24 protein-coding genes are annotated in these 24356 nt (G+C 59.4%); 13 read left to right on the top strand and 11 right to left on the bottom strand.

Translation table 11 applies throughout. The features are described from left to right. Positions 1 to 53 precede the first annotated feature (53 nt). The 3 genes from N1078_RS02240 (at position 54) to N1078_RS02230 (ending at position 3884) form a co-directional block, all read left to right on the top strand. The gene (locus N1078_RS02240) at positions 54 to 983 is read left to right on the top strand and encodes an esterase/lipase family protein (RefSeq protein ID WP_274086578.1); all 930 of its coding nucleotides are present in this window, start codon (positions 54 to 56) and stop codon (positions 981 to 983) included. Positions 984 to 1247: 264 nt separating this feature from the next. Continuing rightward, positions 1248 to 2102 carry a lipase secretion chaperone gene (locus tag N1078_RS02235; protein WP_274086577.1) on the top strand — a complete coding sequence of 285 codons (855 nt, stop codon included), beginning with the start codon at positions 1248 to 1250 and terminating at the stop codon, positions 2100 to 2102. Between the two features lie 3 nt (positions 2103 to 2105). Further along, positions 2106 to 3884 (top strand): hybrid sensor histidine kinase/response regulator, encoded by a 1779-nt coding sequence (locus N1078_RS02230; protein ID WP_274086576.1) that lies wholly within the window; start codon positions 2106 to 2108, stop codon positions 3882 to 3884. Here N1078_RS02230 and N1078_RS02225 read toward each other — a convergent pair. The 4 genes from N1078_RS02225 to N1078_RS02210 form a co-directional block, all read right to left on the bottom strand. Then, positions 3853 to 4470 (bottom strand): response regulator transcription factor, encoded by a 618-nt coding sequence (locus N1078_RS02225; protein ID WP_274086575.1) that lies wholly within the window; start codon positions 4468 to 4470, stop codon positions 3853 to 3855. The genes N1078_RS02230 and N1078_RS02225 overlap by 32 nt on opposite strands. Before the next feature lie 68 nt (positions 4471 to 4538). Continuing rightward, entirely contained in the window at positions 4539 to 5807 is a 1269-nt protein-coding gene (locus N1078_RS02220; protein WP_274086574.1) for an OmpP1/FadL family transporter, read from the bottom strand. A gap of 164 nt (positions 5808 to 5971) precedes the next feature. Next, on the bottom strand, positions 5972 to 6451 hold the full coding sequence (locus tag N1078_RS02215) for a hypothetical protein (protein WP_274086573.1): 480 nt from the start codon (positions 6449 to 6451) through the stop codon (positions 5972 to 5974). 230 nt (positions 6452 to 6681) lie between these two features. Continuing rightward, positions 6682 to 7536, bottom strand: coding sequence for a sulfurtransferase (locus tag N1078_RS02210; RefSeq protein WP_274086572.1), 855 nt, complete (start codon positions 7534 to 7536; stop codon positions 6682 to 6684). 162 nt (positions 7537 to 7698) lie between these two features. Here N1078_RS02210 and N1078_RS02205 point away from each other — a divergent pair, with 162 nt between their 5' ends. Next, positions 7699 to 8382: a spermidine synthase gene (locus N1078_RS02205; RefSeq protein ID WP_274086571.1), complete on the top strand. Its 684-nt coding sequence runs from the start codon at positions 7699 to 7701 to the stop codon at positions 8380 to 8382. Positions 8383 to 8448: 66 nt separating this feature from the next. Here N1078_RS02205 and N1078_RS02200 read toward each other — a convergent pair whose 3' ends face one another. Continuing rightward, complete coding sequence (locus N1078_RS02200; RefSeq protein ID WP_274086570.1) at positions 8449 to 9510, bottom strand: SMP-30/gluconolactonase/LRE family protein; 1062 nt, start codon at positions 9508 to 9510, stop codon at positions 8449 to 8451. Positions 9511 to 9650: 140 nt separating this feature from the next. Between N1078_RS02200 and rnd the strand changes: the two genes are divergently transcribed. From rnd to N1078_RS02175, 5 genes are all read left to right on the top strand, one after another. Further along, positions 9651 to 10784 carry a ribonuclease D gene (rnd, locus tag N1078_RS02195; RefSeq protein WP_274086569.1) on the top strand — a complete coding sequence of 378 codons (1134 nt, stop codon included), beginning with the start codon at positions 9651 to 9653 and terminating at the stop codon, positions 10782 to 10784. Further along, positions 10781 to 11074, top strand: a complete 294-nt coding sequence (locus tag N1078_RS02190) for a YcgL domain-containing protein (protein WP_090253148.1) — start codon at positions 10781 to 10783, stop codon at positions 11072 to 11074. The genes rnd and N1078_RS02190 overlap by 4 nt, the downstream gene beginning before the upstream one ends. A 5-nt stretch (positions 11075 to 11079) precedes the next feature. Beyond that, on the top strand, positions 11080 to 12036 hold the full coding sequence (locus N1078_RS02185) for a D-2-hydroxyacid dehydrogenase (protein WP_274086568.1): 957 nt from the start codon (positions 11080 to 11082) through the stop codon (positions 12034 to 12036). 87 nt (positions 12037 to 12123) lie between these two features. Next, entirely contained in the window at positions 12124 to 12573 is a 450-nt protein-coding gene (locus N1078_RS02180) for a YcgN family cysteine cluster protein (RefSeq protein ID WP_274086567.1), read from the top strand. Between the two features lie 63 nt (positions 12574 to 12636). Continuing rightward, positions 12637 to 13863 carry a hypothetical protein gene (locus N1078_RS02175; RefSeq protein WP_274086566.1) on the top strand — a complete coding sequence of 409 codons (1227 nt, stop codon included), beginning with the start codon at positions 12637 to 12639 and terminating at the stop codon, positions 13861 to 13863. Here N1078_RS02175 and N1078_RS02170 read toward each other — a convergent pair whose 3' ends face one another. Together N1078_RS02170 and N1078_RS02165 are read right to left on the bottom strand one after the other, a co-directional pair. Then, complete coding sequence (locus N1078_RS02170) at positions 13864 to 14334, bottom strand: RNA methyltransferase (RefSeq protein ID WP_090241884.1); 471 nt, start codon at positions 14332 to 14334, stop codon at positions 13864 to 13866. A 75-nt stretch (positions 14335 to 14409) separates the two neighbouring features. Then, entirely contained in the window at positions 14410 to 14781 is a 372-nt protein-coding gene (locus tag N1078_RS02165; RefSeq protein ID WP_090241885.1) for a YajD family HNH nuclease, read from the bottom strand. Between the two features lie 125 nt (positions 14782 to 14906). On the opposite strand from N1078_RS02165, the gene N1078_RS02160 reads away from it, so the two are divergent. Further along, positions 14907 to 15209 (top strand): hypothetical protein, encoded by a 303-nt coding sequence (locus N1078_RS02160; protein WP_274086565.1) that lies wholly within the window; start codon positions 14907 to 14909, stop codon positions 15207 to 15209. 34 nt (positions 15210 to 15243) lie between these two features. On the opposite strand, the gene N1078_RS02155 is transcribed toward N1078_RS02160, so the two are convergent. Continuing rightward, the gene (locus tag N1078_RS02155) at positions 15244 to 17274 is read right to left on the bottom strand and encodes a S9 family peptidase (RefSeq protein ID WP_274086564.1); all 2031 of its coding nucleotides are present in this window, start codon (positions 17272 to 17274) and stop codon (positions 15244 to 15246) included. 153 nt (positions 17275 to 17427) lie between these two features. On the opposite strand from N1078_RS02155, the gene N1078_RS02150 reads away from it, so the two are divergent. The 3 genes from N1078_RS02150 (at position 17428) to N1078_RS02140 (ending at position 19438) form a co-directional block, all read left to right on the top strand. Next, on the top strand, positions 17428 to 17901 hold the full coding sequence (locus tag N1078_RS02150) for an MFS transporter (RefSeq protein WP_274086733.1): 474 nt from the start codon (positions 17428 to 17430) through the stop codon (positions 17899 to 17901). 193 nt (positions 17902 to 18094) lie between these two features. Continuing rightward, entirely contained in the window at positions 18095 to 18871 is a 777-nt protein-coding gene (locus tag N1078_RS02145) for a class II glutamine amidotransferase (protein ID WP_274086563.1), read from the top strand. 42 nt (positions 18872 to 18913) lie between these two features. Next, positions 18914 to 19438, top strand: a complete 525-nt coding sequence (locus N1078_RS02140) for a DUF2937 family protein (RefSeq protein ID WP_274086562.1) — start codon at positions 18914 to 18916, stop codon at positions 19436 to 19438. A 5-nt stretch (positions 19439 to 19443) separates the two neighbouring features. Here the strand turns inward: N1078_RS02140 and N1078_RS02135 are convergent, their stop codons facing one another. The 3 genes from N1078_RS02135 to N1078_RS02125 are packed head-to-tail and all read right to left on the bottom strand — an operon-like array spanning position 19444 to position 23878. Beyond that, positions 19444 to 20784 (bottom strand): TolC family outer membrane protein, encoded by a 1341-nt coding sequence (locus tag N1078_RS02135; RefSeq protein WP_274086561.1) that lies wholly within the window; start codon positions 20782 to 20784, stop codon positions 19444 to 19446. A 1-nt stretch (position 20785) separates the two neighbouring features. After that, positions 20786 to 22132: an HlyD family type I secretion periplasmic adaptor subunit gene (locus N1078_RS02130; protein WP_274086560.1), complete on the bottom strand. Its 1347-nt coding sequence runs from the start codon at positions 22130 to 22132 to the stop codon at positions 20786 to 20788. A gap of 6 nt (positions 22133 to 22138) precedes the next feature. Further along, positions 22139 to 23878 (bottom strand): type I secretion system permease/ATPase, encoded by a 1740-nt coding sequence (locus N1078_RS02125; protein WP_274086559.1) that lies wholly within the window; start codon positions 23876 to 23878, stop codon positions 22139 to 22141. Positions 23879 to 24356 lie beyond the last annotated feature (478 nt).

Here is a 24356-nt window from a genome sequence, read left to right as displayed (position 1 = left end):
ATACGCCGGATGTAATACCCCGGCCTGCCAACAAGAAAAATAAGGAGGCACCCATGCGTCGCATTATTACAACTGCTTTAGCTACCGCCGCTCTGGTCGGCGCGGTTGAGGCCCAGGCGGCTGGTTACACCCAAACCAAATATCCGATTGTGCTGGTGCACGGCGTAACGGGTTTTGACACCATCGGCGGCCTGATCAATTACTTCCATACCATCCCCTGGAACCTCGAGCGCGATGGCGCCAAGGTCTATGTCGCCAGCGTCTCTGCACTCAATGACAGCGAGCAGCGCGGTGCGGCACTGGCGCAGCAAATCGTGCCGTGGGCCGCTGCCAACGGCGGTAAGGTCAATTTGATCGGCCACAGCCAGGGTTCGCCCACTTCACGGGTGGCGGCCTCTCTACGGCCAGATCTGGTGGCGTCGGTAACTTCGGTCAATGGCGTGAATAAAGGCTCTAAAGTGGCCGATGTGTTACGCGGAATTATTCCCCCCAATAGCGCCATTGAAGGCGGCGCGAATGGCCTGGCCAACGCCATCGGTGGGGTGATCAATCTGCTTTCTGGCAGCAACAATCCGCAAAATGGCTTGGCTGCGCTGAAGACGCTGACCACGTCGGGCACTGCGGCGCTGAACAGCCGTCACCCCTGGGGCGTGAACAACAGCAGTTATTGCGCCAAATCGACTGAAGTACAGAATGTACGTGGCTACAACATTCGGTATTTCTCCTGGACCGGCAATACGTCGTACACCAACGTCTTCGATGCGGTCGATCCGTTCCTGGCGATTACCGGCCTGGCCTTTGGCAGCGAGAAGAATGATGGTCTGGTCGGTGTTTGCTCCACCTACCTGGGGCAAGTGATTGGCGACGGCTACAACATGAACCACGTGGATGCGATCAACCATCTATTGGGTATTCGTGGCTGGACCGAGCCTGTTTCGCTGTACCGTCAACACGCCAATCGCCTGAAAAACAAAGGCGTCTGACCGTCTTACCCGCGGGCTGCGCAATGCAGCTCGCGTTCTGGAGGTCTTATGGCCCTGTCGTTGCGCTCAACTGCTGCACTTTTAACACTGGCCGGCTGCATTGCCGGCCTTACGCTTTACTGGCGCTGGCCCGCTGCTGAATTATCGGCAGCGCCGGTGCCATTAACTGCGGTCGCGGCGCCGCTCTCCACCATACCGAGCCTTGTGTCGCAAACGATCAAACCGCCCCCGCCCGTTATTAACGCACCTACAGGCTTGCCGGGTTTGCAGGGCACCGACGTCGACGGCGAACTCAAAGCGGACAGTGCGGGCAACCTGCAACTGAGCCTGGCGCTGCGCGATTATCTGGATTACTTCCTCAGTGCTGCTGATCAGGCCGGGTTGGAAACTGTAGTGGAGGCGATGCTGGCCGATGCGCGCAGACGCTTGCCCGAGCCGGCGCTGGGGCAGTTTATGGGCTTGCTGGGCGACTATATGGATTACAAGCGTGCCAGCCTGGCGTTGCTGCAGCAGCCGTTGAGTACCGCTCAGCAAAGCACCCCGGATGACCAGTTGGTGGCATTGCAAGGGGCCTTCGAACAGCTGGCGCAGTTGCGGCGCGCCCAATTTTCCAGTGCTGCGACAGAAGCCTTGTTCGGTGCCGAGGAAGCCTATGGCCGTTATACCTTGGACAATCTGGCGCTGATGGCTCGCGATGATCTAAGCGAGCACGCCAAGGCTTTGGCTCAGGAGCGCTTGCGCGCTCAGCTACCTGAAGCCATGCGTGCCAGTGAGGCGCGTCAAGCTCAGGCGCAGGAATTGCGTGCTCAGACAGAGACGCTCTGGCAGCAGGGCGCAAGCGAAGAGCAGGTGCGCCACTTCCTCGCATTGACCTATGATCCGCCCACGGTCGAGCTCCTGCTCGCAGAGCAGCGCAACGAGCGCGCCTGGCAACAACGTTATGCCACGTATCAGCAGGAACTGGCGAGTTTGCAGGGCACGGGCCTCAGTGCTGCAGATCAGCAGCAAGAACAGCAACGTTTGCGCCAGCGGCTATTCAGCGCAGCAGATCAGCACCGAGTGGAAACCTATGACGCCATCGCCGCCAAACGCCAGGCCAATCAACAGCCCGGGTTGTAACCCATGAACCTCGCGCGTCATGAAGCCCTGTTGTTGGCGCAGCAACGCCGGGGTTACCGCCGACTGAGGTTTAGCGGGGCGCTGGAAGAGGAGTTTGTCGAGCACCGAGTGCAGCGCATTCGCCGCCGTCTGCTGCTGATCACCAGCACGGCAGTGATCTTTCAGCTGGTCTACACCGCTCTCGATCTGTTGCTGCTGAGCCCAGCAATCAGCCTTACCTTGCTGCCTGTGCGGTTGCTCGGTATGTGCGGCGCAGTGCTGGCCTTCATCTACTGCCGTCGCCCACAAAGCCCGCCGCGCCGGTCGTTGCTGGCCTATGTAGGCGCTTATGCGCTGAACGGTGCCTGCGTCGCAGCGATCATTCATGTGTGCTGGAGCCAGGGCATCGCCATGCCTTATGACGGGCTGTTTCTGGTGCTGCTATTTGGCTACGTGCTGCTGGGGGTGTCATTCCGTGCTGTGAGCCTGGCTTCCTGGGGGCTATGTGGTTTTTTCCTATTGCTGGGCTATGCCGTGACGGGCGGTAGCGTGGCGCTGGGTTATCAGGGGATGTTTCTGCTGTGCGCCAACGTGATTGGCAGTGTGGGAGCCTATATGCAGGAGCACGGTCAGCGCGGGGCCTGGCTCAATCTACGCTTACTGGACCTGGCATGGCAGCGTGCCGAAGCCGACGATGCGCGCAAGCTGCGGCTGTTGGCGGCCGCCAGTCATGATCTGCGCCAGCCGCTGAACGCGATGGGCTTGTTTGCCCAGCACCTGCTGGAGCAGAACCAGGACCCCAGCGTGCATCGCATCAGCAGTCGCCTGGCGGTGGCCGTGGAGCAGCTCAGCAGGCTATTGCAGTCGCTATTCGACTACACCCGCTTGACCTTGCCCGGCGGCGTTCAGCCCAAGCCGGAGGTGTTTGCCTTACGCCCTCTGCTGGCGCGGTTGAGCGATGAAAGCCGTGCAGAGGCCGGCGCCTTGGGTATCGAGTTACAAATGCAATGCCCCGAGCTATGGGTGCGCAGTGATCCGCTGTTGCTTGAGCGGGTGCTGCGTAACCTGCTGAGCAATGCGTTGCGCCATGCCCAGGCGCGGCATGTGTGGTTGCATGCGCGCGTGGAGCAGGGCGAGGTGCTGTTGGAAATTGGTGACGATGGCCAGGGCCTGAGTGCAGAAGAGCAGAGCCAGATCTTTGAGGAGTTTCGCCAACTGGATAACCCCGGTCGCCATGCCGAGCGCGGGCTGGGTTTGGGCTTGGCCATCGTCCAGCAGCTGGCGCAGTTATTGGGGCATGACCTGCAATTGCACTCAAGCCCAGGCGCGGGCGCGCAATTTATCGTGCAACTGCCGCAGGCAGAAGCGGGGCCATTGCAGGCCCCCGCATCACCCATCAATGCGTTGAAGGGGCACGTGTTGTTGCTGGAAGACGACGCGGCTGGGCGTCAGGCGCTGGCCGGGTTGCTGCAACGCTGGGGCTGTGAAGTGTGGGCGTGCGCCGATCTGGCTGATGCCTTGAACTGCTTGCCGCAGGCGCAGCCTCAGGTATTGATCAGCGACTATCGGTTGGCGGCCACCGAGGATGGGTTGCGCGCCATCGAGCGTTTGCGTGAGGAGGCTGGGCGAATGCTGCCGGCCTTGTTGATTACCGCAGATGTTGGCGCTGATCTGCAGGAGCGCTGCACCCGAGCCCATGTCACCTTACTTGCTAAGCCCTTGTTGCCGGCCCGTTTGCGCCAGGCCCTGGCGGTGCTGTTGCCTGCGGATGCTAGAGCCAGCCCCGCTGTCGCGCCGCACTGACGCAGGCGGTTCGGGTGTGCACCGTGAGTTCCTGGAACAGTGTTTTCAGGTGAGTTTTCACCGTGTCTTCGGAGACGCCTAGCTGGCGGCTAATGGACTTGTTTGGCAAGCCTTCGGCCAACAGTTGGAGAATTTCCAGCTGCCGCGGCGTGAGCTGTGGTTTTTCGCCCGACTGCGTGACTGGCAGGGTTTCGCCCAGAAGCACGCGGGTGACGGCTTGTCGCAACTCATCACTGTTGGCACTTTTTGAGATAAACCCCAGCGCGCCTGCCGCAAGCGCAGCTTGAGCATCGAGGCTGGAATCGCTGGCGCTGAGAATCGCTACCGGGGTCATGCGCCCCTGTTGTTGCCAGCGTTGGAGTAACTCCAAACCCGGCAAATCGGGCAGGCGTAAGTCCAGCAGAATCAGGTCGAAGGTGGTGTGTTGCAAGCAGGCTTCGGCGGCTGAAGCGGATTCGGCAGTGTGAATCTGTAGATCGGCGCAGAGCGGGGCGAGGGCCAAGCTGAGGCCATCGAGGAAGATCTGGTGGTCATCCACCAACAACAGGCTGAGCTGTTCGGGCAAGGCAGTGCAGAGTGCAGTCATAGGGCTGTCTCAGGCGGCTTTTTATTCTTGTGATCGCCGCGTGAGTGTAACCCAAACCGCTGGTTGAATTAGAAGCGGTACGTCACTTGGGTGCCCAGGCCGTGGGCGCTGTTCTTATAGGTGGAGCGGTAGTTACCCTTGCTGGCGCTGGTGTGATTGATCTGGGTGTCTTCTTCTATAAGGTAGGAATAGGCCACGTCGATGGTCACATCATCATTCGGGCTCCAGGCGGTACCCAGGCTAAATACCTTACGGTCGCCGGTCGGAATACGTGGCGAACGGTTGGTATTGTTGGTTGGCGACTGGTCGACAGCAAAGCCTGCTCGCAGGGTCCATTGGCGATTCAGCTTATAGGCCGCGCCTACAGCATGAGACCAGGTGTCGTGCCAGTTTTGTTCCTCGACGATGCTGCTGATATTACCTTTCAGGGCCCCGACGACGCCTTTGTTATCGGCACGAATTTCTTCCAGACGGCTCCAGCGTGTCCAGGTGCTACCGGCATAAATAGTCCAGTCAGCATCCAGCTCATGGGTCACAGAAAAGTCCAGCGATTCCGGCGTGGTCAACTCCAGTGTTGCATCGTAGCTGCCGGCTGATGTGGCAATAACGCCGGAGCCAGAAACCGTGGTGTCGCCCTTCAAGCGGTAATCCACCTTGGAGTGGTAGGTCATGCCGAGGCGCGTTTGTGGGGTGATTTCAAACAACACGCCGAAGTTGAAGCCCAGCGCCGTGTCATCGCCTTTGATTTCGACCTTGCCATCATCGCCCCGGCCTGGGCTAGCAGGATTCGCCAGGTATGAAGTCAGCTCACCATCAATACGGTTGATGGTCGGGCCAAAACCCACCGACAGTTGTTCATTGAAGCGATAGCTCAGGGTCGGCTGCAGGGTTATCACCCGTACTTCGCTGCGGTCGCCGTAATAACGCCCCTGGAAGTTGCGCTCATAATCGGTCACCAGACCGAATGGCACATACATACCCAGGCCGAAGCTCCAGTTGTCGTTCAGCGGCTTGACGTAGTAGCCCATGGGCGCGCCGATAAACGGCACCATGTCGCCGTCATTGCTGCCTGGGAAGCTGCCGCTGGCGTTATCGATATCGGTTTTCGCGTAGATCAGCGCAAGACCGCCACTGACTTGTTCGCGCTTGATGCGTGCCATACCGGCCGGGTTGCCGAACACGGTGCTGGCGTCATCGGCAGAGGAGGAACGGCCGGCGAAGGCGGTGCCCATGCTGCTGATACTTTGTTCGTTGATGGCAAAGCCGCCGGCAACGCTATGGCTGGCGGCAGTTGCAAGGGCAAGAAACAGGCTGGTCTTGACGACTCTTTTGGACACGGAGGAATCCTAGGTTTTAGCGGGACGCGGAAATTAACAACTTTCCCTGACCCTTTCCAGCCTTTGAGGTTCCCGAGATCGAGCAGAACTATGCGTTCAATTAGCCGCTATCGTCGGCTAACTAGAGGCGGATTGTAGGACAACTGCTGTGGCGTGCTCAGGCTTTAGGCCACCTGACTGAGGCTGCCGATGCAGCGTTGCCAGGCGGCGATAAAGTCTTTATTGCGGCCGTGGGGTTTGAACACCCGGCGCCAGACTTGCGCCATGCCGAGCAGGTCGTCGGCTGCAGGCAGTTCGCGCTGTTCGGCCTCGATCAGCATCCAGGCAATGGCTGTGGCGTAGCGCAGGTTAACGGTCAGTTCCAGGTGCGGTGCGCTCAAAAAGGCATGTTGGCTGGCGAGGCCGCGTACCTGGCTGGCGAGTTCCGGGTCCAACGCCAAGTGTTTATCCCAGAGCTGCTGGTGGCGTTGTGCGGTGATGCGATAAAGGCCATGGCCGTGTTTGTCATCAAGGACCGAGCCGAGTTCTGATTGGCTGGCTGCGGCGCCGAGCAACAAGGCTTCGGCGGCGATGGAGTGGCGGCCCAAGTAGAGTAGGGTAGGGCGGATGATGTATTGGCTGATCTCGCAGGCGGCAATTCCCATAAAGCCCTCGATAGCAAATTACCGATGGGGCTGGGGCGCTGGCAGCTTTTGCTTGTTTTGAAAAAGGCCCCACCGGAAGCGGGGTTAGCCGCTTAAGTTGAAGTCTAGTGTGAGGTTGTCGTTGTAAAAGACTGTTTTTAAATTGTTATCGGCTTTAGCTCGTTATCAATATTCCAGTTAATGCTAAGCAATGGCTGGCGCTGCCTCGGGGCACGGCCAGCCACAGGGCTTTAGTCGCCGGTAGCTACCGGGCGAGCAGGGTCGGTGATCCACTCACTCCAAGAGCCGGCATACAGAGGGGCCAGTGGATAGCCGGCTAAACACAAGGCGAACAGGTTATGGCAAGCGGTTACGCCTGAGCCGCAGTAGGCTACCAGGTCGTTGGCCGGGCGCTCGTTGAGGAGCGTGGCAAAGCGTTGGCGCAGTTGCGCTGCGCTGAGGAAGTGGCCGTCGCTGTCGAGGTTGTCAGTGAACACCGCACACTGCGCGCCAGGAATATGCCCGGCGACTGGGTCGATTGGCTCCACTTCGCCTTTGAAGCGCGGCAGGCCGCGGGCATCCAGCAGGGTCAGTTGGCTATCGCCCAAACGCTGTTGCAGCTGCGCCGCGCTGACCAGCAGGCTGTTATCGGCGCTGCCGTTGAATGTACCGGGCACTGGCGTCGGCAGGTCCTGAGTCAACGCCCCGCCAGCCTCGCGCCAGGCTTTTAGGCCGCCGTCGAGCAGGTACACACCGTCACGTTTCCCCAGCCAGGCCAGCAGCCACCAAGCCCGCGCAGCAAATGCGCCGGGGCCGTCGTCATACAGCACTACCTCGCTGTGTGTATTCAGCCCCCATTCGCGCAGGCGTTGCAGCAGCTGTGCAGGTTCTGGCAGCGGATGGCGACCGGTGATGCCTTTATGGATCGGCCCGGACAGGTCGCGCTCCAAATCGGCGAACTGCGCACCGGGAATATGCCCTTCGGCGTAACTGCGCTGGCCGTAGGCCAGGTCATCCAGCGCAAAGCGGCAATCGAGAATCAGCAGATCGGGTTCAGCGAGGCGTTGTTGCAGCTGGGCGGCGCTGACCAGTTGGGCGAGGGGCATCTCAGTCATCCTATGGGCAAAGGGGCTGCGCGCATCATAACCTCGGGTTTTAGCGGTCAAGATGGCCTGTGCAGAAGAATTTCTCTCAATAGACGCTGCATCGTGGCCCTTTTATGTGCATGCTGCCTGCCCGTTTTGCTCTGACCTAGGTTGCCGCACCCCATGAAACGCTTTGTCTTGCTCGATACCGCCCCTATTCCTGATGGCTCTGGCGCACTGTGCCTGTTCGAGTATGGCGAGGACTTTGTGATCAAGATTGCCGGCGGCGATGGCGGTCAGCTGATGAACACGCGCATGCATGGCTCCGAAGATGCGCTGGCGGCGATTCCCTGCAAAAAGGTCGCGGGCCGGCCGGATTCGCGGGTGCTGATTGGCGGCCTGGGCATGGGCTTTACCCTGGCAGCGGCGTTGCAGAACCTGGGCAAGACTGCTGAGGTGGAAGTGGCCGAACTGGTGCCTGGCGTGGTGGAGTGGAACCGCGGCCCGTTGGGCGCCAAGGCCGGTTACCCGATACTCGATCCGCGTACGCGGGTGATTCAGGACGATGTGGCCAATTGCCTGAAAAACGCCGATCAGCGTTATGACGCGATCATGCTGGACGTCGACAACGGCCCAGAAGGGCTGACCCAAAAGCGTAATAGCTGGCTGTATTCGGCCCAGGGCCTGCAGCGCTGCTACCAGGCACTGCGTCCCAAGGGCGTGTTGGCGGTGTGGTCGGCGAGTGCCGACCGGGTATTCAGCGACAAGGTGCGCAAGGCGGGTTTCAAGGTGGAAGAAGTGCAGGTCTATGCCCACGGTAATAAGGGCACGCGACACACCATCTGGATCGCAGAAAAGAGCAAATAGGCAAGTCCCGAACATTAAAAAGCCCGCGCAGCTAAGCAGCTGCGCGGGCTTTTTTGTGCGGAAGGTTTAGCGGATTCTCAGCTTGCCGATGCGGTCATTATCCAGGCTACCGAAGTACAGGTACTCACCCACCGGCTTGACCGAGGTGATCATGCGCAAATGCGTGCCGCTGGTGTCGTGCAGGCTCTGGGTGATTTCCCCTTGTTCGTTGAGGGCGATAGCAAAGCCGTAAGGCACGGCCTTGGGCCAAAGCGCACGTGGCAACTTGGCCATCTGCGTTTTCAGCCATGGATAACGGTGCAGGAAGTCAGCGTCGGCCTTACGCGGAGTTGGTAGGGCCACCCAGAAGGTGCCGCTGCGGTCGCCCTGCAGGTTGTCCGGCAGGCCGGGCAGGTTGTCGATAAAGATATCGTGGGTTCCGGCCTTGTCGCCGCTCAGCCAGTAACGGGTGATGCGGTAGCGGTAGGTTTCGTTGACCAGCACGAAGTCTTCATCAGCCGACAGCGCCACGCCGTTGGCGAAATACAGATCCTTGAGCAGCACCTGGGTTTCGCCGTTGGCTGGGTTGTAGCTGAGCAGGCGGCCATGGGGGCGGGCTTCGAGCAGGTCGAGTAGGTAATCTGGCTGTTCAAAACGCGCGGAAGCATCGCTGAAATAAATAGTGCCGTCGCGGGCAATATCCAAGTCATCGGTGAACTTGAAGGGCACGCCTTCGGCCTCTGTTGTCAGCACGGTGATCTTGCCCTGGCCATCGATACTGAGCAGACCCTTATAGGCGTCAGCCACGATCAGGTTGCCGCTGGCGTCAAAGTCCATGCCCAGGGGCCGGCCTTGGGTGTTGGCGAAGGTTTCCACGCGGCCATCAAGCGTGATCCGCACGATGCGGCCGTCATGCAAGCCGCTGTAGACCCGGCCCAGAGTATCCACTGCAGTGTCTTCCGGGCCATGCACCTGGCCGCGGCCGAGCAGCTCGGCTTTCATCAACGTGTCGTTGGGCTCCAGTACGCCGGTCATCGCCGGAGGGGCCGGCGCCTCCCAGGCCAACGGGTCAATCGGGCTGGGCGTGATAACGAGGTAGATCGCCACGGCCGCGATCAGGGCCACAAGCAGGCCAAGCAGTTTCTTCATTGTTGTTATTCCCTGTAGTGAAGGTGCTCACATGCACGTGCCGGGCAGAATAACGCTTATGCGCTTTACCGCGCATCGTGAATGCCCGGCTATGGGGTGTGGCGATATATACTGCGCCGCATTCTTGATGGGAGAGCCGTGTGGCGATTGATATTCAGTGGATTGGTGATGACGCCAGCCTGGCGCAGCATTGTGCAACCTGGCGTACGCTGGCGTTTGTGGCGGTTGATACCGAGTTTATGCGGGTCGACACCTTTTACCCGATTGCCGGTTTGCTGCAGGTTAGCGAAGGCGAGCGGGCCTACCTAATTGATCCACTGCTGATCAGCGACTGGACCCCCTTTGCCGATTTGCTGCAAGACCCAGCGGTGGTCAAGGTGCTGCACGCCTGCAGTGAAGACCTGGAAGTCTTCCTGCGCCTGACGGGCAGCCTGCCGGCGCCCTTGTTCGATACCCAGCTGGCGGCCGGTTACCTCAACCTCGGCTTCTCCATGGGCTATTCGCGCCTGGTACAGGCCGTGCTGAATATTGATCTGCCCAAAGGTGAGACCCGCTCCGACTGGTTACAGCGGCCGTTATCGGCCAACCAGGTGAGCTATGCGGCCGAAGACGTGGTGCACTTGGCTGAGGTGTATACCCGGCTCAAGGATCAGTTGTCCGCCGAGAAATATGCCTGGGTACTGGAAGACGGCGCTGAACTCGTCGCCAACCTCACCCGTGAGGTCGATCCCGAGTTGGCTTACCGCGAAGCCAAATTGGCCTGGAAACTCTCACGCCAACAGTTGGCCGTGCTTAAAGCGCTGTGTACATGGCGCGAAGTCCAGGCGCGCCAGCGCAACCAGCCGCGTAACCGCATCCTCCGTGAGCATTCGCTGTGGCCATTGGCCCGTACTCAGCCGGATAACCTGGTGGCCTTGGCGCGGATTGAGGACATGCACCCGAAAACCGTACGCCAGGACGGTGAATTTATTCTGCAATTGATCAAGCAGGCTGCGGCCACGCCAGCCGCAGAATTGCCCGAGGCGTTGCCTGAGCCGTTGCCGCTGGAAGTCTCGTCACTGCTGAAGAAGCTGCGGGCTATCGGTCAGCGCGAAGGTGAGCGCCTCAACATTGCTCCCGAACTGATGCTGCGCAAGAAAACCCTCGAAGCCTTGTTAAAAACCGGCTATCCCAATGGGCCCTACCAGTTGCCGGAGTCGCTGCGCGGCTGGCGGCGTGAATTGATGGGCCAGGCGTTGCTGGATTGCCTGGCTGCAAACGGAGAGTCCGCGTGAAACGTATTTGCTCAATCTATAAAAGCCCACGTAAGAACGAGATGTACCTCTACGTGCTGCGCAGTGATGGTCTTAAGCGCGTACCAGAAAACCTGCTGCTGGCGTTTGGCCCGCCGGCCCTTGCATTTGAAATGGTGCTGACACCCGAGCGCGTCCTGGCCCGCGAAGACATCCACAAGGTGCTGGCCAACCTCGACGAGCAGGGCTATCACCTGCAAATGCCACCGCCGGAAGACGAGTACATCGAGCACCTGCCGGATGAACTGCTGCGCCGTAACGACCCGATGTAAACGCCATGCATGCGACTGCGAAGGCCCCACAGCGTGTATTGATTGCTGAAGCGCAGCACGCGCTGTATGCCGAGCTGCTGCGCGAGCATGCCCCCGAGCTTGAATTGCGTGGCAGTGATCGGCCGGACGCGCTGGCCGAATATGCCGCCGGCGGTGCCGTCTGGCTGGGCCAGCCGGACCTGCTGGTACCGTTACTGCGTCAGGGGTTTCAGCCGCAGTGGCTGCAATCAACCTGGGCCGGTATCACACCGCTGTTGGCCAGGGGCTTGCCGACAAATTATCCGCTGACCCGCGCCGTGGGCATTTTCGGTCAGGTGATGGCCGAGTATGTGCTCTGTCACGTGCTGGCCCATGAGCGCCAGCTGTTGACCCGGCTGGCAGCGCAGGTCGAGCAGCGTTGGGACAATCGCCAACCGCACAGCCTTAATGGGCGCCGCGCCTTGATTATCGGCACGGGTGATATTGGCCTGAGCGTGGCGCAGTTTCTTACGCCATTCGGTATCGAGCTGTGTGGCATCGCCAGCCAGTCACGGCAATTACCGCCGTTTCGTCAGGTGGCCGGGCTCGATGAGCTGTCGCAACTGGCGGGCGAGGCCGACTACTTGATCAATCTGCTACCGGACACCCCGGCTACCCGCGATATCTATAACGGGGCGTTTTTTGCCTGCTGCAAACCCACTGCGCTGTTTATCAATGCCGGACGTGGCGTCGCGGTGGTCGATGCCGATCTGGTCGCAGCGCTGCACCAGGGCCAACTGGCCGGCGCAGTGATTGATGTCTGCCGTGAGGAGCCGCTGCCCGCAGGTCATCCGTTCTGGGAGGCGCCGTGTCTGTTGCTGACCGGGCACAGCTCGGCACCCACTGATCCGCGCCTGCTGGTGCAGTTGTTTGTCGACAACCTGGCGCGCTGGCAGGGCGGTAACGCGCTACGCGGGCAGGTGGATTTTACCCGCGGTTATTAACCCACCCTCCATTCGGCATACCGCCCTTGGCCGCTGCTGGCCAAGCGGCTAGACTGCCGGCCTTTTCGCTCTTCACGTACCCTCGCCATGGCCGCCAAAGTCGAACCCTTCTGGAAACGTAAAACCCTCGAACAGCTGAATCAGGACGAGTGGGAATCGCTGTGCGATGGCTGCGGCCTGTGTTGCCTGCAAAAGCTTGAGGATGAGGACGATGGCAGCGTGTATTACACGCGCATCGCCTGCAAACTGCTCGACCTAAACACCTGTCGCTGCACCGACTACAGCAATCGACGCAAATTCGTCGCCGACTGCATCCAGCTCACCCCGGCCCAGGCTGACCAATTTCAGTGGCTGCCGCCCACCTGCGCCTATCGCTTGGTGAGCGAAGGTAAGGACCTGCTGCTGTGGCATCACTTGGTCTGCGGTGACACCGAACAGGTGCACAAACAGAAAATTTCTCAGGCCGGACGCATGCTCAGCGAAAACAGCGTGGCCGAAGAAGACTGGGAAGACCACATGATCTTCCGCTCGGGCTGAACCGCACGTCAGTAACACTGCCTAAGCTCATCTGCGCCAATGAACAGCCTCTGGAGGCCTGCCATGTTGATTCGCCGTGTGTTGTTGTCTGTCGTCTTACTCAGCCTGAGCACACCGTTGTGGGCGAAGAAGGTCGACTTGGATTATCGCGTGCGCTTTCTGCCGGAGACCGAGCAGGCTGAAGTCAGCCTGACCCTGGCCGACGGCGCACCGGTGCTTAGCCTGGCGTTCAATTTGGGTCAGCAGGGCGTCTACAGCGACTTCAAGGCCGACGGCCAATGGACCCAAGACAAGCCCGAACTCGGCACCTGGCAGCCGGCCAAAGGTAAATCGACCCTGACCTACCGCGTGCGCGTCAACCACGAACGCAGCCCAGGCCGCTTCGATGCACGGATGACCAAAGACTGGGCCTTACTGCGTGGTGACGATCTGGTGCCGGCAGTAACGCTGCGCCAGGAAGACAAAACCGAATTGGTCTCGCGCCTGCTATTCGAACTGCCCACGGGCTGGAAAAGCGTTGAAACGGGCTGGCCACGTATCGGTAAGAACAAGTTCCGGGTGGATAATCCGCAGCGCAAGTTCGACCGGCCGACGGGCTGGATCGTCGCCGGTAAAGTGGGTACGCGCCGCGCCAAACTGGGTGAGACCGATGTAGCAATTGCCGCCCCCGTGGGTGAGGGCATGCGCCGTATGGACGTGATGACCCTGCTGACCTTTGTCTGGCCACACGCTCAGGACGTGTTCCCGCGTGATCCCGGCAAGCTGTTGATTGTCGGGGCTGGCGATCCGATGTGGCGCGGCGGTCTGTCGGCCGCCAATTCGTATTACATGCACAGCGATCGTCCGCTGGTCAGCGAGAACGGCACCAGCTCCCTGGTGCATGAACTTGTGCATGTGTTCAGCCGTATTCGCGCCCGCGATCGCAGTGACTGGATCACCGAAGGCATCGCCGAGTACTACGCCATCGAGCTGATGCGCCGCGCGGGCGGCTTGAGCGAGGAGCGCTATCAGAAAATTCGCGAACAGCTGATTGGCTGGAGCAAGCCGGTAAAAAGCCTGCGTACCGACAACTCCAGCGGTCCGGTCACCGCCCGCGCCGTTCTGTTGCTGCAGGAGCTGGATCGAGAAATCCGCCAGGCCACTAAAGACAGCACCCAGCCGCGCTCGTTAGATGACGTCACCCGCGGCCTGATGCGTCTGGATAAAGCCACTACCAAAGACTTTATCGAAATCAGCGAAAACGTTATGGGCGGCGCCTCCGAAGTGCTGGACAGCAAGCTGTTGCGCTAACTACTTGAGGCCCAATCCGGATTTGGTGTTGAGGCCCTTGGCCATGCGGTCGTAGAGCACCACATTGACGGTGGCCGCGAGGTTCATGCAGCCCTGGGTGGGGATGTAGATCACGTCCTCACACCAATCGAGGACTTCCTTGCTCAGCGAGCCGTCTTCGGGGCCGAAGATGTAGATGGCGCGGTCGGGGTGGGTGTACTGCGGCAATGGGCGTGCACCTTCGACCAGTTCCACTGCGACCGGTGTGCAGCCAATCGGAATGATTTGCTGCAGGTCTTCAACGCCGATCAGCGGAATATCCATATAGATGCGCTGGGTGTCGGTGACAAAGTCGCGGGCACGCGCATAGCGTTTGCCGCTGTAAAACACTGAGGCCGCGCTATAACAGCCTGCTGCACGCATGACCGAACCGACGTTCTCTGGGGATTTTGGGTTGAACAACCCGATGCAGCTGTATCGTTTGTTTGCCACGTGTCCGGCCTTTTCTGTGCCTTGCGGCAACCAAAATTAAAGGCCGGGGATTATACGGGCTGGTCAGGCTGGGGCCTATTCTTTGCTCTTCAACCGTGCCGCCAGGTCAGCAAAGGGGTTGTGCGTGGCCTGAGCCGTCTTCGGCGTGCTGAGCGAGCCTTCACTGAAGTACTGCTGATCGGTGTAGCGCGAATGCTCATTGTCATGGCAGAACAGGCACAGCAGCTCCCAGTTGGAACCGTCCTGCGGGTTGTTGTCATGGTTGTGGTCGCGGTGGTGTACGGTCAACTCGCTCAGGCGCTTACCGGCGAACTCACGGGCACAGCGGCCGCAGACGTGTGGGTACATTTTTAACGCTTTGTCGCGGTAGCCTTCCTCACGCGAGCGCTGGGCATCAGCAAGGATGCGGTCAAGCTTGGCGGTGGCGGGTGATTTATCGCTGCTCATTGGGAGTCTCGTGAATTGTGCCTGTGTGCGCAGTCTAGCCTTGCCGGCGATCAGTGAGAACTGCCAGTTCGGCACTTAAGCGCTTGCGCGTGGCCTAAGTGAATACCTGCTCATGGAGATGCCATATGCGCCCGATCATTTTGCTCGTTGCCCTGACTACCCTGACCAGTACGCCGTTGTTGGCTCAGCAACCTATTGGCAATCCGCTTCCAGAACCGGCGACAGGGGCGCCCGGTACGGCCACACCGCAACCTTATGGCATGCCCGCTGCGCCACGGCCACTGCCGAGCGCGCCGGCTAACAGTGTGCCGCTGCTTAAGCAGCCATCCTTGTTAGAGCCTTCGCAGAACCGCAGCGATCAAGACCTGCAGCTGTTGCGTGAGCAACGCGAGCGCAATGCACAACCGCTGAAAAAGCCTGCCGAGTGACCGTTCCTTGGCTGTGCGAGCACTTTTCACGGCCTCAGTGCAGGCCTAGGACCTTGAAGATAAAGGCGTACTCCAGGGCGACATCCTTGAGCGCCTGATAGCGCCCGCTCATGCCGCCATGGCCGGCGTCCAGATCAGTCTTCAAAAGCAACAGGTGGCTGTCAGTCTTGTGCGCCCGCAGCTTGGCCACCCATTTGGCAGCTTCCCAATACTGCACGCGGCTGTCGTTGTAGCCGGCCACGGCGAGGACCGCCGGATAAGCCTGAGCCTGGATATTCTCGTAGGGCGCATAACGTTTGATTCGCTCGAATACTTCAGGCTCGCTCGGGTCGCCCCATTCGTCGTATTCGGTGACGGTCAGCGGCAGATCGGGGTTCTGCATGGTGTTGAGCACATCGACAAACGGCACCTCGGCGATGGCCGCAGCGAACAGTTCCGGGCGCTGGTTAAGCACGGCACCGATCAACAGGCCGCCGGCGCTGCCGCCGCTGATAACCAGTTGTTCGGCCTGGGTGTAACCGCTGTTGATCAGGTGTTCGGCGCAGGCAATAAAGTCGCTGAATGAATTGTGCTTGTGTTGCAGCTTGCCGGCGCGGTACCAGGCTTCGCCCAGTTCGCCGCCGCCGCGCACATGAGCAATGGCAAAGACAAAGCCACGTTCGAGCAGCGACAGGCGCGCGTGGGAAAACCACGGGTCGAGGCTTTCGCCGTATGCGCCGTAGCCATACAAGTAGAGCGGGGCGCTGCTGCCCAGTACCTCGCGCTTGGCCACCAGGCTGATCGGCACCTGAGTACCGTCTGCCGCTGTCGCCCACACGCGCTGGCTGACATAGCTGTCAGCATCAAACGGGCCGAGTACCGGGGTTTGCTTGAGCACCTGCTGCGCGCCGCTGGCCAGTTCCAGCTGACGCACTTGCGCCGGACGGTTGAGTGCTTCATAGCGCAGGCGAATCACCGGGCTGTCGAACTCCAGGCTGTCCTGCACATACAGGCTGTAAGCCGCGTCGGGTAACTGCACGCGGTAGGCCGTTTGCCCTTGCGGTTGTACCTCGATGATCGGCAGACCGTTTTCGCGCAGGCTAAGTACCAGCGCGCGCTGATTGAGGCTGACGCCTTCGAGCATCACCTGCGGATCATGCGCGCGCAGCAGGTGCCAGTGCTGGCGAGCCGGGTTTGTTGCGGGGGCGCTGAACAGGGCGAAGTTGATCCCGTTTTGGTTGCTGCGAATCAGCCAACACCACTGACCATCGAGCATGCCGTGGTCGATGTCGTATTCATGGCCGTCTTCGCGCGGGGCTACGCAGCTGAAGCTGCCTTGCGGTGTGGCGGCATCCAACACCCAAGTTTCGCTGGTGGTTTTGCTGCCCAGCTGCAATATCAACTGGCGTTCCGCACTGCTGCGGTAGCAACTGAGGAAGAAGCGCCCATCAGGCTCATTGAACACCAGCTCGGCCGCGTCAGTACCTAGTGTGTGGCGATAGAGTTTGTGCGGGCGGTGGGTGTCGTCCAGCTCGCCGAAGAACAGGGTCTGGTTGTCATTGGCCCAGGTCATACTGCCGTCGCAGTCGGTGAACGGCAGCTCGATCACGCTGTCGTCGGCCAGTTCCTTGACGAACAGCTGGTAGGTTTCCTCACCGCTGGTGTCCAGGCTGTAGGCCAGGCGCTGATGATCAGGGCTGATGCTAAATGCCCCTAACGAGATAAACCCGCCCTCGGCCAGCGCATTGGGGTCGAGCAGCAATTGCTCGCTGTGTTCATCGACGTTCAGCGTGCCGTTAGCCGGTTTGCGGCAGCGATAATGCCGTGGGTATTCGTCCCCAGCGGTGGTGCGCTGGTAATACAGGTACGGGCCCCAAGGCGACGGTAAGCTGAGATCCGTTTCACGGATGCGTCCCTTGATCTCCTCAAACAGTGCTTCACGCAGGGGTAGCTGCGCGCTGAGCTGCGCCTCTAAATAAGCGTTTTCAGCCTTGAGGTAATCAAGCACCTCGTCACTGTCGCGGTTTTCCAGCCAGCGATAAGGGTCGGCGGCGTTATCGGCGCGGGCCACAGGGGCGTGGTGCATGGGGTAACTCCATAGGCTAACAGCCACAGCGGGGACGCCGAAGCAGGCAAAAGCCGTTATCATAAGCGCCACTTCGCCCGTCGGCTGCTGAAATCTGCGCGCTTCTGTATCTGCCAGTCAGCAGCCCCATTAATGCCAGAGAATTTGCGTTTTATGACTGAAAACGACTACCTGCTTGCCTGGGGTGCCTATCTAGTTGCAGCACTCGGCTGTCTGTTGGTGTGGTTTCGTCTGACCGGCTGGATGTGGCGCTACCTGCGCGAGCCGCTGCGCGTGTTGGTTCTGGTGTTGTTGTTCAGCCCGACCATTGTTGACCCTGGCAAAGAACAGTTCGCCCCAGCGATCGCCATCACCGCCATGGACCTGCTGCTGGATGTGGGTAACAACGCCTGGCGTGCGGTGGCCGATCTGAGCATGTACGGCTTGATCGCGTTTGTCCTGTACCTGCTGTTTGTGGCCATTCGCTGGCCTGTGGAACGCTGGTGGCAGGCGCGTAAAGGCCCCGCGCCGATTGCCGATGACGAACCGACCCTGCGCGAGATGATGGCGCGCGATGCCGATACCCCAGAAGACACCTGCTACGATGCCCGCGGCGACCGCCGTATGCGTGTAGAACCCCGTCTGTAAGCAAGGGCCGTCGGCTTTGCAAGCCAGCAGTCCTAATGCTCATATGCCCCGTCTCTGTGCAGCCGGCCCAAGGGCTATTACGCGAGCGCGTCCATTGTTGTGGCGCACTCTGATGGGTTTTTATCATTGGTGCCTAAGCGCCCGGAGGCCAGATTGCGGCTAGATGCTCAACGACTGAGCGAGGCATTGCGCCATGTGTGAATTGCTGGGCATGAGTGCCAATGTGCCGACCGATATCGTCTTCAGCTTCACTGGCCTGATGCAGCGCGGCGGCCGTACCGGGCCGCACCGTGATGGTTGGGGCATCGGCTTCTTTGAAGGGCGGGGCCTGCGCCTGTTCCAAGACCCGCGGGCGAGCAGCGAGTCTGAAGTGGCGCAGTTGGTGCAACGCTACCCGATCAAGAGTGAAGTGGTGATCGGCCATATCCGGCAGGCCAATGTCGGCCGCGTCTGCCTGGCTAACACTCATCCTTTTATGCGCGAAATGTGGGGCCGCAATTGGTGCTTTGCGCACAACGGCCAGCTGGCCGATTTTGCCCCGCGCCTGGATATCTATCAGCCGATTGGTGATACCGACAGCGAAGCAGCCTTTTGTGACCTGCTCAACCGCCTGCGCCACGCTTTTCCTGAGCCGGTTACGGAAGAGGCGTTGCTGCCTATCCTCGTCAAGGCCTGTGCCGGTTATCGCCAGCAGGGGGTGTTCAACTGCTTGCTCAGCGATGGTGATTGGCTGTTCAGCTTTTGTTCGACCAAGTTGGCACATATCACTCGGCGTGCACCGTTTGGCCCGGCTTATTTGAAAGATGCTGATATGCAGGTGGATTTTCAATCGGAAACCACGCCCAATGATGTGGTCAGCGTACTGGCCACTGAGCCTTTGACCAATAACGAGAGCTGGACGTTGTACCAGCCGGGCGAGTGGCGTTTGTGGCGCGGCGGTGAATGTGTTGCGCAGGGCGTGGCTGGCTGAGCAAATGCAGGTTTAGGACGGGTTTACTGGGGGAGGGGAGCAATGTTCAGAAGTTATCTGCGGTTAGCCCTGTTTGCACTGGGGCTACTGGTCGGGGTCCAGGTACCGGGCTTTATCGATGACTACAGTAAGCGCGTCGATGCCCATCGCATCGAGGCGGAGCAGGGGCTTAAGGGGTTTCGGCAAACTGCTGAGCGGTTCTTTAAAGGCGATTTGGTCGCTTTGGTCGGCCATTACCAGGCCAGCGCTGATCCAGTCATGCGTAGCGATGCGCAGAGCCTCGGTACGTTGGTCGAACGCTCGGCATTTCTTGAGCGCGAAGCCAAGGCCATGCAGGGGGCTTGGTACGCCCAGGTCTGGCACCTGACCACAGCTGCAGACCATGAGTTAATGAAAGAAACCCTCGACGCCTACCGCTACCAAGTGCTGCTGGCGCCCGAAGCCATTGCCTGGGGCATCGCCTGCGCCATGCTACTGGCCTGGCTGCTGGAAAGCCTGGCGCTGCTGATCGGTATGCTGCTTGGCGTAGGCCGCAGCCAGAAGGTGCAGCAGCGGCATTGGCGTTGATATGCCTAGAAGCTGATGACCAGTTCTGGGCCCAGGTAAGCGTTGGCTTGATTGATATCGTCATCACCGAGCAGGCCAACGGCCGCCGCTAGTTGCAGGCGTGCCAGCAGGTAACGCAATTTGGCCTCGAGCAAGTCACGTCGGGCGATGAATACTTGCTCCTCGGCGTTGAGAATGTCGACGTTGGTGCTGGAGCCCGCGAGAAAGCCCTTCTTGGCTGAGTCTTGTGCACGCTTACTCGACGCTACGGCCGTTTCCAGTGCTTTGATGCGGGCCTGACCGCTTTGCACGCCGCGGAACTCGCGGGTGATCGAGGAGAAGACCTCCTCGCGCGCGGCATTCACTTCCTCGCTGGCTTGTTCACGGCTGGCCACTGCCTGGCGCACGCGGGCGCTGACGCCACCGCCGGCAAACAGCGGCATGTTGAACTCCAGCCCAGCGGATGCATAACGGTTTTGTTGGTTGATGGTGGACAGTGAGTCGCTCTCACTGTTGGTGTAGCCCAGCACTAGGTCGAGGGTCGGCCAGTGGCCGCTTTTAGCTCGATTAACCTCTTCTTCCGCCACGCTATGGTTAAAATTACGCGCTTTCAGGGCGGGGTTATGGACCTGCGCTTTGTCTAACCAAGCTTGTAAATTGCCGGGGTGCAACAGTGTCGTAGTGAACCTGTCGTGCAGGGTCGCGACCTGTTGCGGCGTTTCACCGATCATCTCTTGCAGCAGGCGCAGGGCAACGACTAAGCGGTCCTGCGCTTCAATCAACTCGGCCATGGCCAAATCGCGGCGCGCCGTGGCTTGGTCAACATCGGTGATGGTGCCGTCGCCCAGATCGAAGCGCCGCTGTGAGGCGCTGACTTGTTGCTCGAAGGCCTTGAGCTTGGCGTTAGCTAAATCAATGGTTTCCCGCGCGAGCAACACGTCAAAGTAGCGATTGGCTAGGCGCACCGCGACATTTTGCGCCTTGGCATCAAACACCGCCTCGCTGTAGTCAGCGCGGTATTTACCCTGGCGGTACTCAGCCATTTTCTGCCGATTGAACAACGGTTGCCGTAACTGCACAGCAAGGTTTTGCGAGTCGTAATCCAGATCGTTGCTCACGGAGTTGCCGACTATGTTGTCCTGTTCTTGGGTGCCATTAATTTTACTTTTATTGGCGCTGGCATTGATCCGCGGTAATAGGCCTGCTCGTCCCAGCGCGCGGTTTTCCAGGCCTGCATCACGTTCATAAACGGCAGCGCGGTAGGTAGGGCCTTGGAGTTGCATGATTGACCAGGCCTCTTGCAAGTCCAGGGCAACAGCGGGAAGGCTAGCGAGTCCAGCGAGGCACAGAAGCAGTCTGGCGGTCATGTTATTGCTCCTTGAAGGCACCATCAATGCGGTCAAACATCGGTTTCATCAGGTAGCTCATCAGGTTGCGCTCGCCGGTCTTGATGGTGACGGTGGCCGGCATTCCAGGGCGGATCATGCTGTTGCCGAGCTTATCCATGCCTGCGCTCGTCACCTCAACCTGCGCCAGGTAATAAGGTTGTTTGTTGGTTTCGTCGATCAAACGATCTGCCGAAATGGTCATTACCCGGCCGGGAATACTGGGTGTTTGCGCATGGTTGAAAGCGGGGAAGGTGATGTCCACCGGCAGGCCAGGGATCATTTTGTCGATCGCTTGCACCGGAATCATGGCATCCACCTGCAGCGGTTCGCCGGCGGGCACCACATCCATAACGGTTTGGCCGGCCTGAATGACGCCGCCAACCGTTGAGACATTCAAGCCCAGCACCACGCCGTCGATGGGTGAGCGGATCACTGTATTGGTGACTTCGTAATCCAGTGCGCGCAGCCGATCAGCCAGGGCCGTGGCCTCTTTTTGAGTGTCGCTGAGTTGCGATTGCACTTCCTTCTGATAGTCCTGCTCAAGTTGCAAAATTCGCAGCTTAAGTTCGGCAATCTGGTTACGAGTACGGCCTATGTCGGCAATATTTTGCGACAGCGCCGCATTCAAATCGGCGCCGTTGCGCTCCAGTTCCAACAAGCGATTGCGCGTCACATAGCCCTCTGCCGCCAGGCTTCGAACGCCTACCATCTCCTGTTTTAAAAAGTTCACCTGGGCGCTACGCGAGCCTTGAATCTGCCGCAGGCCTTTGAGTTGCTCTTCGGCGCCGAGGATATTTTCGCGCAAAATACCGGCTTCACCGAGCAGAGCCGCGCGACGGGTATTGAATAGGCGTTGCTGCAGTGTCATGGCCGAAATCAGACGTGGGTCGTCGGCAAAGCGGGTGACCAGTTGCGGGTCAAAGCTGACGGAGCTGGCACCGTCACGTTCGGCCTGCAAACGGTTTTCGACGCTACGCAGCACCACATATTGAGAGCTGACCACGCCTTGCTCGGCGATTGCACGGGTTGAGTCGAGCTCAATCAGTGCTTGACCGCTTTTTACGTGGTCACCTTCACGAACCAGAATGGCTCGTATCGAACCGCCGGTGAGGTGTTGGATCGTTTTGCGGGCATCGGTCACATTGACTGTGGCAGTGGCCACCACACCCGCATCCAGCGGTGCCAGGCTGGCCCACAACAGAAACCCACCAAAACCGGCAAATACTAACCAGAGGCCCCAGCGGCTGTGACGGCGATCGTCAATGTCGATCACCTGTTCAGGGTTCGCCAGAATGAGGCCCTTATGCTCGTGTTCAAGGTTGGACATGACGTATCACTCCTTGCTCTTGACGGACGCCAGAGTGGGAGCGGTGCCCTGGCTATGCGCGACATTGGCCTGACGCAGGCTGGCGAAGACTTCGTCACGGCTGCCGAATATCTGCACGGCGCCCTCATGCAGCATCAATAGCTTGTCCACCATGTTCAGTACGGCGGGCCGATGAGAGATCAGTACCAGGGTTTTGCCACGGCGTTTGAGGTCTTGCAGCGCCATCACCAGGGCTGCTTCGCCGACGTCATCCAAGCTGGCGTTGGGCTCATCAAGGACAACCAGTGCAGGGTCGCCGTAGAGCGCGCGGGCCAGGCCTATACGCTGTTTTTGCCCTCCCGAAAGCGAGCCACCATCGGTGCTGAGGTAGGTGTCGTAACCTTGCGGCAAATGCAAAATCATCTCGTGCACGCCGGCTTGCTTGGCGGCGAGAATCACCGCTTCGCTGTCGATCTCGCCAAAACGCGCAATATTTTCGGCGATGCTGCCTTCGAACAGCTCCACATCCTGTGGCAGGTAGCCGAGCCAGGGGCCGAGCTCCTCTTTATTCCAGAGAAAAATGTCTGCGCCATCAAGGCGTACCTTGCCGGCATAGGCAGGCCAGACGCCGACTAACAAGCGTGCGAGGGTCGATTTGCCGGCAGCCGAGGGGCCGATCACGCCGAGTGCCTCTCCTGGCTGCAGGTTAAAACTTACACCGCGCAGAGTCGCATTAGGTGAGCCTGGGGGGCTGGCAAATACCCCGTTTAGGCTGAGCATGCCGGTCGGTTTGGGCAGCGACATCGAGATCGGTCGGGCAGGGAAGTCATTCAACAGCGTGTTGAGCCGCGCCCAGGCGCTGCGGCTGGAGAGTACTTGCTTCCAGGCAGCAATGACTTGTTCTACCGGGGCGAGTGCGCGCCCGGAAAGAATGGAGCAGGCGATCATCATGCCAGGCGTGATCACGCCTTGAATGGCCAGCAGCGCGCCAGCCCCAAGAATCAGCGATTGCAGGGTGACACGGACAAAGCGCGTCGCCCCGTTTATATAGGCCGCCCGGTCAGAGGCGAGGGTTTGCATTTCAAGAATTCGCAAGTGATTGCCGAACCAGCGCTTGCGGATGGCTGGAAGCATGCCCATGGCTTCAATGACTTCTGAATTGCGCAGGTTGTTGTTGGCAAAACTGCCCGACATCAAGGAGGCCTTATTGGCTTCGCCTAGAGGCTTGCGGGTGGTGACTTCGGTTAGGTAGGCAAGTGCAAACAGTAGTAGTGAGCCAATCAGGGTAATAAGCCCGAGTAGCGGGTGAACCAGGTAAATCACCAGCAGGTAGATGGGGGTCCAGGGGGCATCGAAGAACGCGAACAAACCATTGCCCGTGAGAAACTGCCGCACCATTGCCAAGTCTTGCAGGGCTTGTGCTGGGTTACCGCCGCTGCGCCTGAGGTTACGTTCAAAGGCTGCTGTGAAAACACGTCTGTTGAGCATCATGTCGAGCCGGTTACCGACCCGAATCAATACGCTCGAACGCACCACCTCAAGCAAGGCCATCAACACGTAAAGACCCAGCACCAGCAAGGTGAGCATCAAAAGAGTGGTGACGTTGCTGCTCACCAGGGCGCGGTCGTAAACCTGCAACATGTAAACCGCAGGGGTCAGCATCAATACATTGATCACCCCGCTGAAGGCAGCCAGTACGTAGAACGTTCGACGCAAGCGAAACAACACGTCGGCCAATTCAGTACGCTGGGACGGCAACATGTCCATATAGATTCTCCAATGCGCCGCAGTGTTGAGCAGGCTGACGGTAAGGAGCGTCGATCTGCTGTTTACTCTGGCCGGTAGATATCGCATGTGAAACAGCGCCCATGAACGCCGCTGATAAAAGCGACTTTCACGCTAGGTATAGATGGGGATTAGCAGTTTCTGCAAGGCCGTGGATTGAATGTTTAGTCGCCCTATATATTTATTTCAATTTGTTATTTGTTATTTGAACCAGTCACTTATGATTACTAAAGGATTTTTTATTTTAGATAGACGGTATGTTGACAGTTGTTCGTGCTGCGCCTTAAGTCTAACTGTGGGCAGGGCCTGAAGCAGGCGACGAGACCGTAGAGTCTGCGGCTTCAGGGTATGGAACAGTCAATGCTAGGGAACGAATAATCATGGTCGTTTCACTTCACCTCGTTAGCCGCGTTGCAACGCAAGGGCACTTCCTGCTTGCACGCACATTCCACGGACCACC

Source organism: Pseudomonas sp. MIL19 (genome assembly GCF_028680365.1).
GTDB classification, from domain to species: Bacteria; Pseudomonadota; Gammaproteobacteria; order Pseudomonadales; family Pseudomonadaceae; genus Aquipseudomonas; species Aquipseudomonas spirodelae.
Note: the sequence above shows the minus strand (reverse complement) of the source record. Positions and strands in the feature narration are given on the sequence as shown.

What these genes read in the sequence shown, in the direction of transcription:
- N1078_RS02240 (WP_274086578.1), top strand. Translation starts at nt 54, where the DNA reads ATGCGTCGCATTATTACAACTGCTTTAGCTACCGCCGCTCTGGTCGGC.
- N1078_RS02230 (WP_274086576.1), top strand. Translation starts at nt 2,106, where the DNA reads ATGAACCTCGCGCGTCATGAAGCCCTGTTGTTGGCGCAGCAACGCCGG.
- N1078_RS02225 (WP_274086575.1), bottom strand. Translation starts at nt 4,470, where the DNA reads ATGACTGCACTCTGCACTGCCTTGCCCGAACAGCTCAGCCTGTTGTTG.
- N1078_RS02215 (WP_274086573.1), bottom strand. Translation starts at nt 6,451, where the DNA reads ATGGGAATTGCCGCCTGCGAGATCAGCCAATACATCATCCGCCCTACC.
- N1078_RS02210 (WP_274086572.1), bottom strand. Translation starts at nt 7,536, where the DNA reads ATGCCCCTCGCCCAACTGGTCAGCGCCGCCCAGCTGCAACAACGCCTC.
- N1078_RS02205 (WP_274086571.1), top strand. Translation starts at nt 7,699, where the DNA reads ATGAAACGCTTTGTCTTGCTCGATACCGCCCCTATTCCTGATGGCTCT.
- N1078_RS02200 (WP_274086570.1), bottom strand. Translation starts at nt 9,510, where the DNA reads ATGAAGAAACTGCTTGGCCTGCTTGTGGCCCTGATCGCGGCCGTGGCG.
- N1078_RS02185 (WP_274086568.1), top strand. Translation starts at nt 11,080, where the DNA reads ATGCATGCGACTGCGAAGGCCCCACAGCGTGTATTGATTGCTGAAGCG.
- N1078_RS02180 (WP_274086567.1), top strand. Translation starts at nt 12,124, where the DNA reads ATGGCCGCCAAAGTCGAACCCTTCTGGAAACGTAAAACCCTCGAACAG.
- N1078_RS02175 (WP_274086566.1), top strand. Translation starts at nt 12,637, where the DNA reads ATGTTGATTCGCCGTGTGTTGTTGTCTGTCGTCTTACTCAGCCTGAGC.
- N1078_RS02165 (WP_090241885.1), bottom strand. Translation starts at nt 14,781, where the DNA reads ATGAGCAGCGATAAATCACCCGCCACCGCCAAGCTTGACCGCATCCTT.
- N1078_RS02160 (WP_274086565.1), top strand. Translation starts at nt 14,907, where the DNA reads ATGCGCCCGATCATTTTGCTCGTTGCCCTGACTACCCTGACCAGTACG.
- N1078_RS02155 (WP_274086564.1), bottom strand. Translation starts at nt 17,274, where the DNA reads ATGCACCACGCCCCTGTGGCCCGCGCCGATAACGCCGCCGACCCTTAT.
- N1078_RS02150 (WP_274086733.1), top strand. Translation starts at nt 17,428, where the DNA reads ATGACTGAAAACGACTACCTGCTTGCCTGGGGTGCCTATCTAGTTGCA.
- N1078_RS02145 (WP_274086563.1), top strand. Translation starts at nt 18,095, where the DNA reads ATGTGTGAATTGCTGGGCATGAGTGCCAATGTGCCGACCGATATCGTC.
- N1078_RS02140 (WP_274086562.1), top strand. Translation starts at nt 18,914, where the DNA reads ATGTTCAGAAGTTATCTGCGGTTAGCCCTGTTTGCACTGGGGCTACTG.
- N1078_RS02135 (WP_274086561.1), bottom strand. Translation starts at nt 20,784, where the DNA reads ATGACCGCCAGACTGCTTCTGTGCCTCGCTGGACTCGCTAGCCTTCCC.
- N1078_RS02130 (WP_274086560.1), bottom strand. Translation starts at nt 22,132, where the DNA reads ATGTCCAACCTTGAACACGAGCATAAGGGCCTCATTCTGGCGAACCCT.
- N1078_RS02125 (WP_274086559.1), bottom strand. Translation starts at nt 23,878, where the DNA reads ATGGACATGTTGCCGTCCCAGCGTACTGAATTGGCCGACGTGTTGTTT.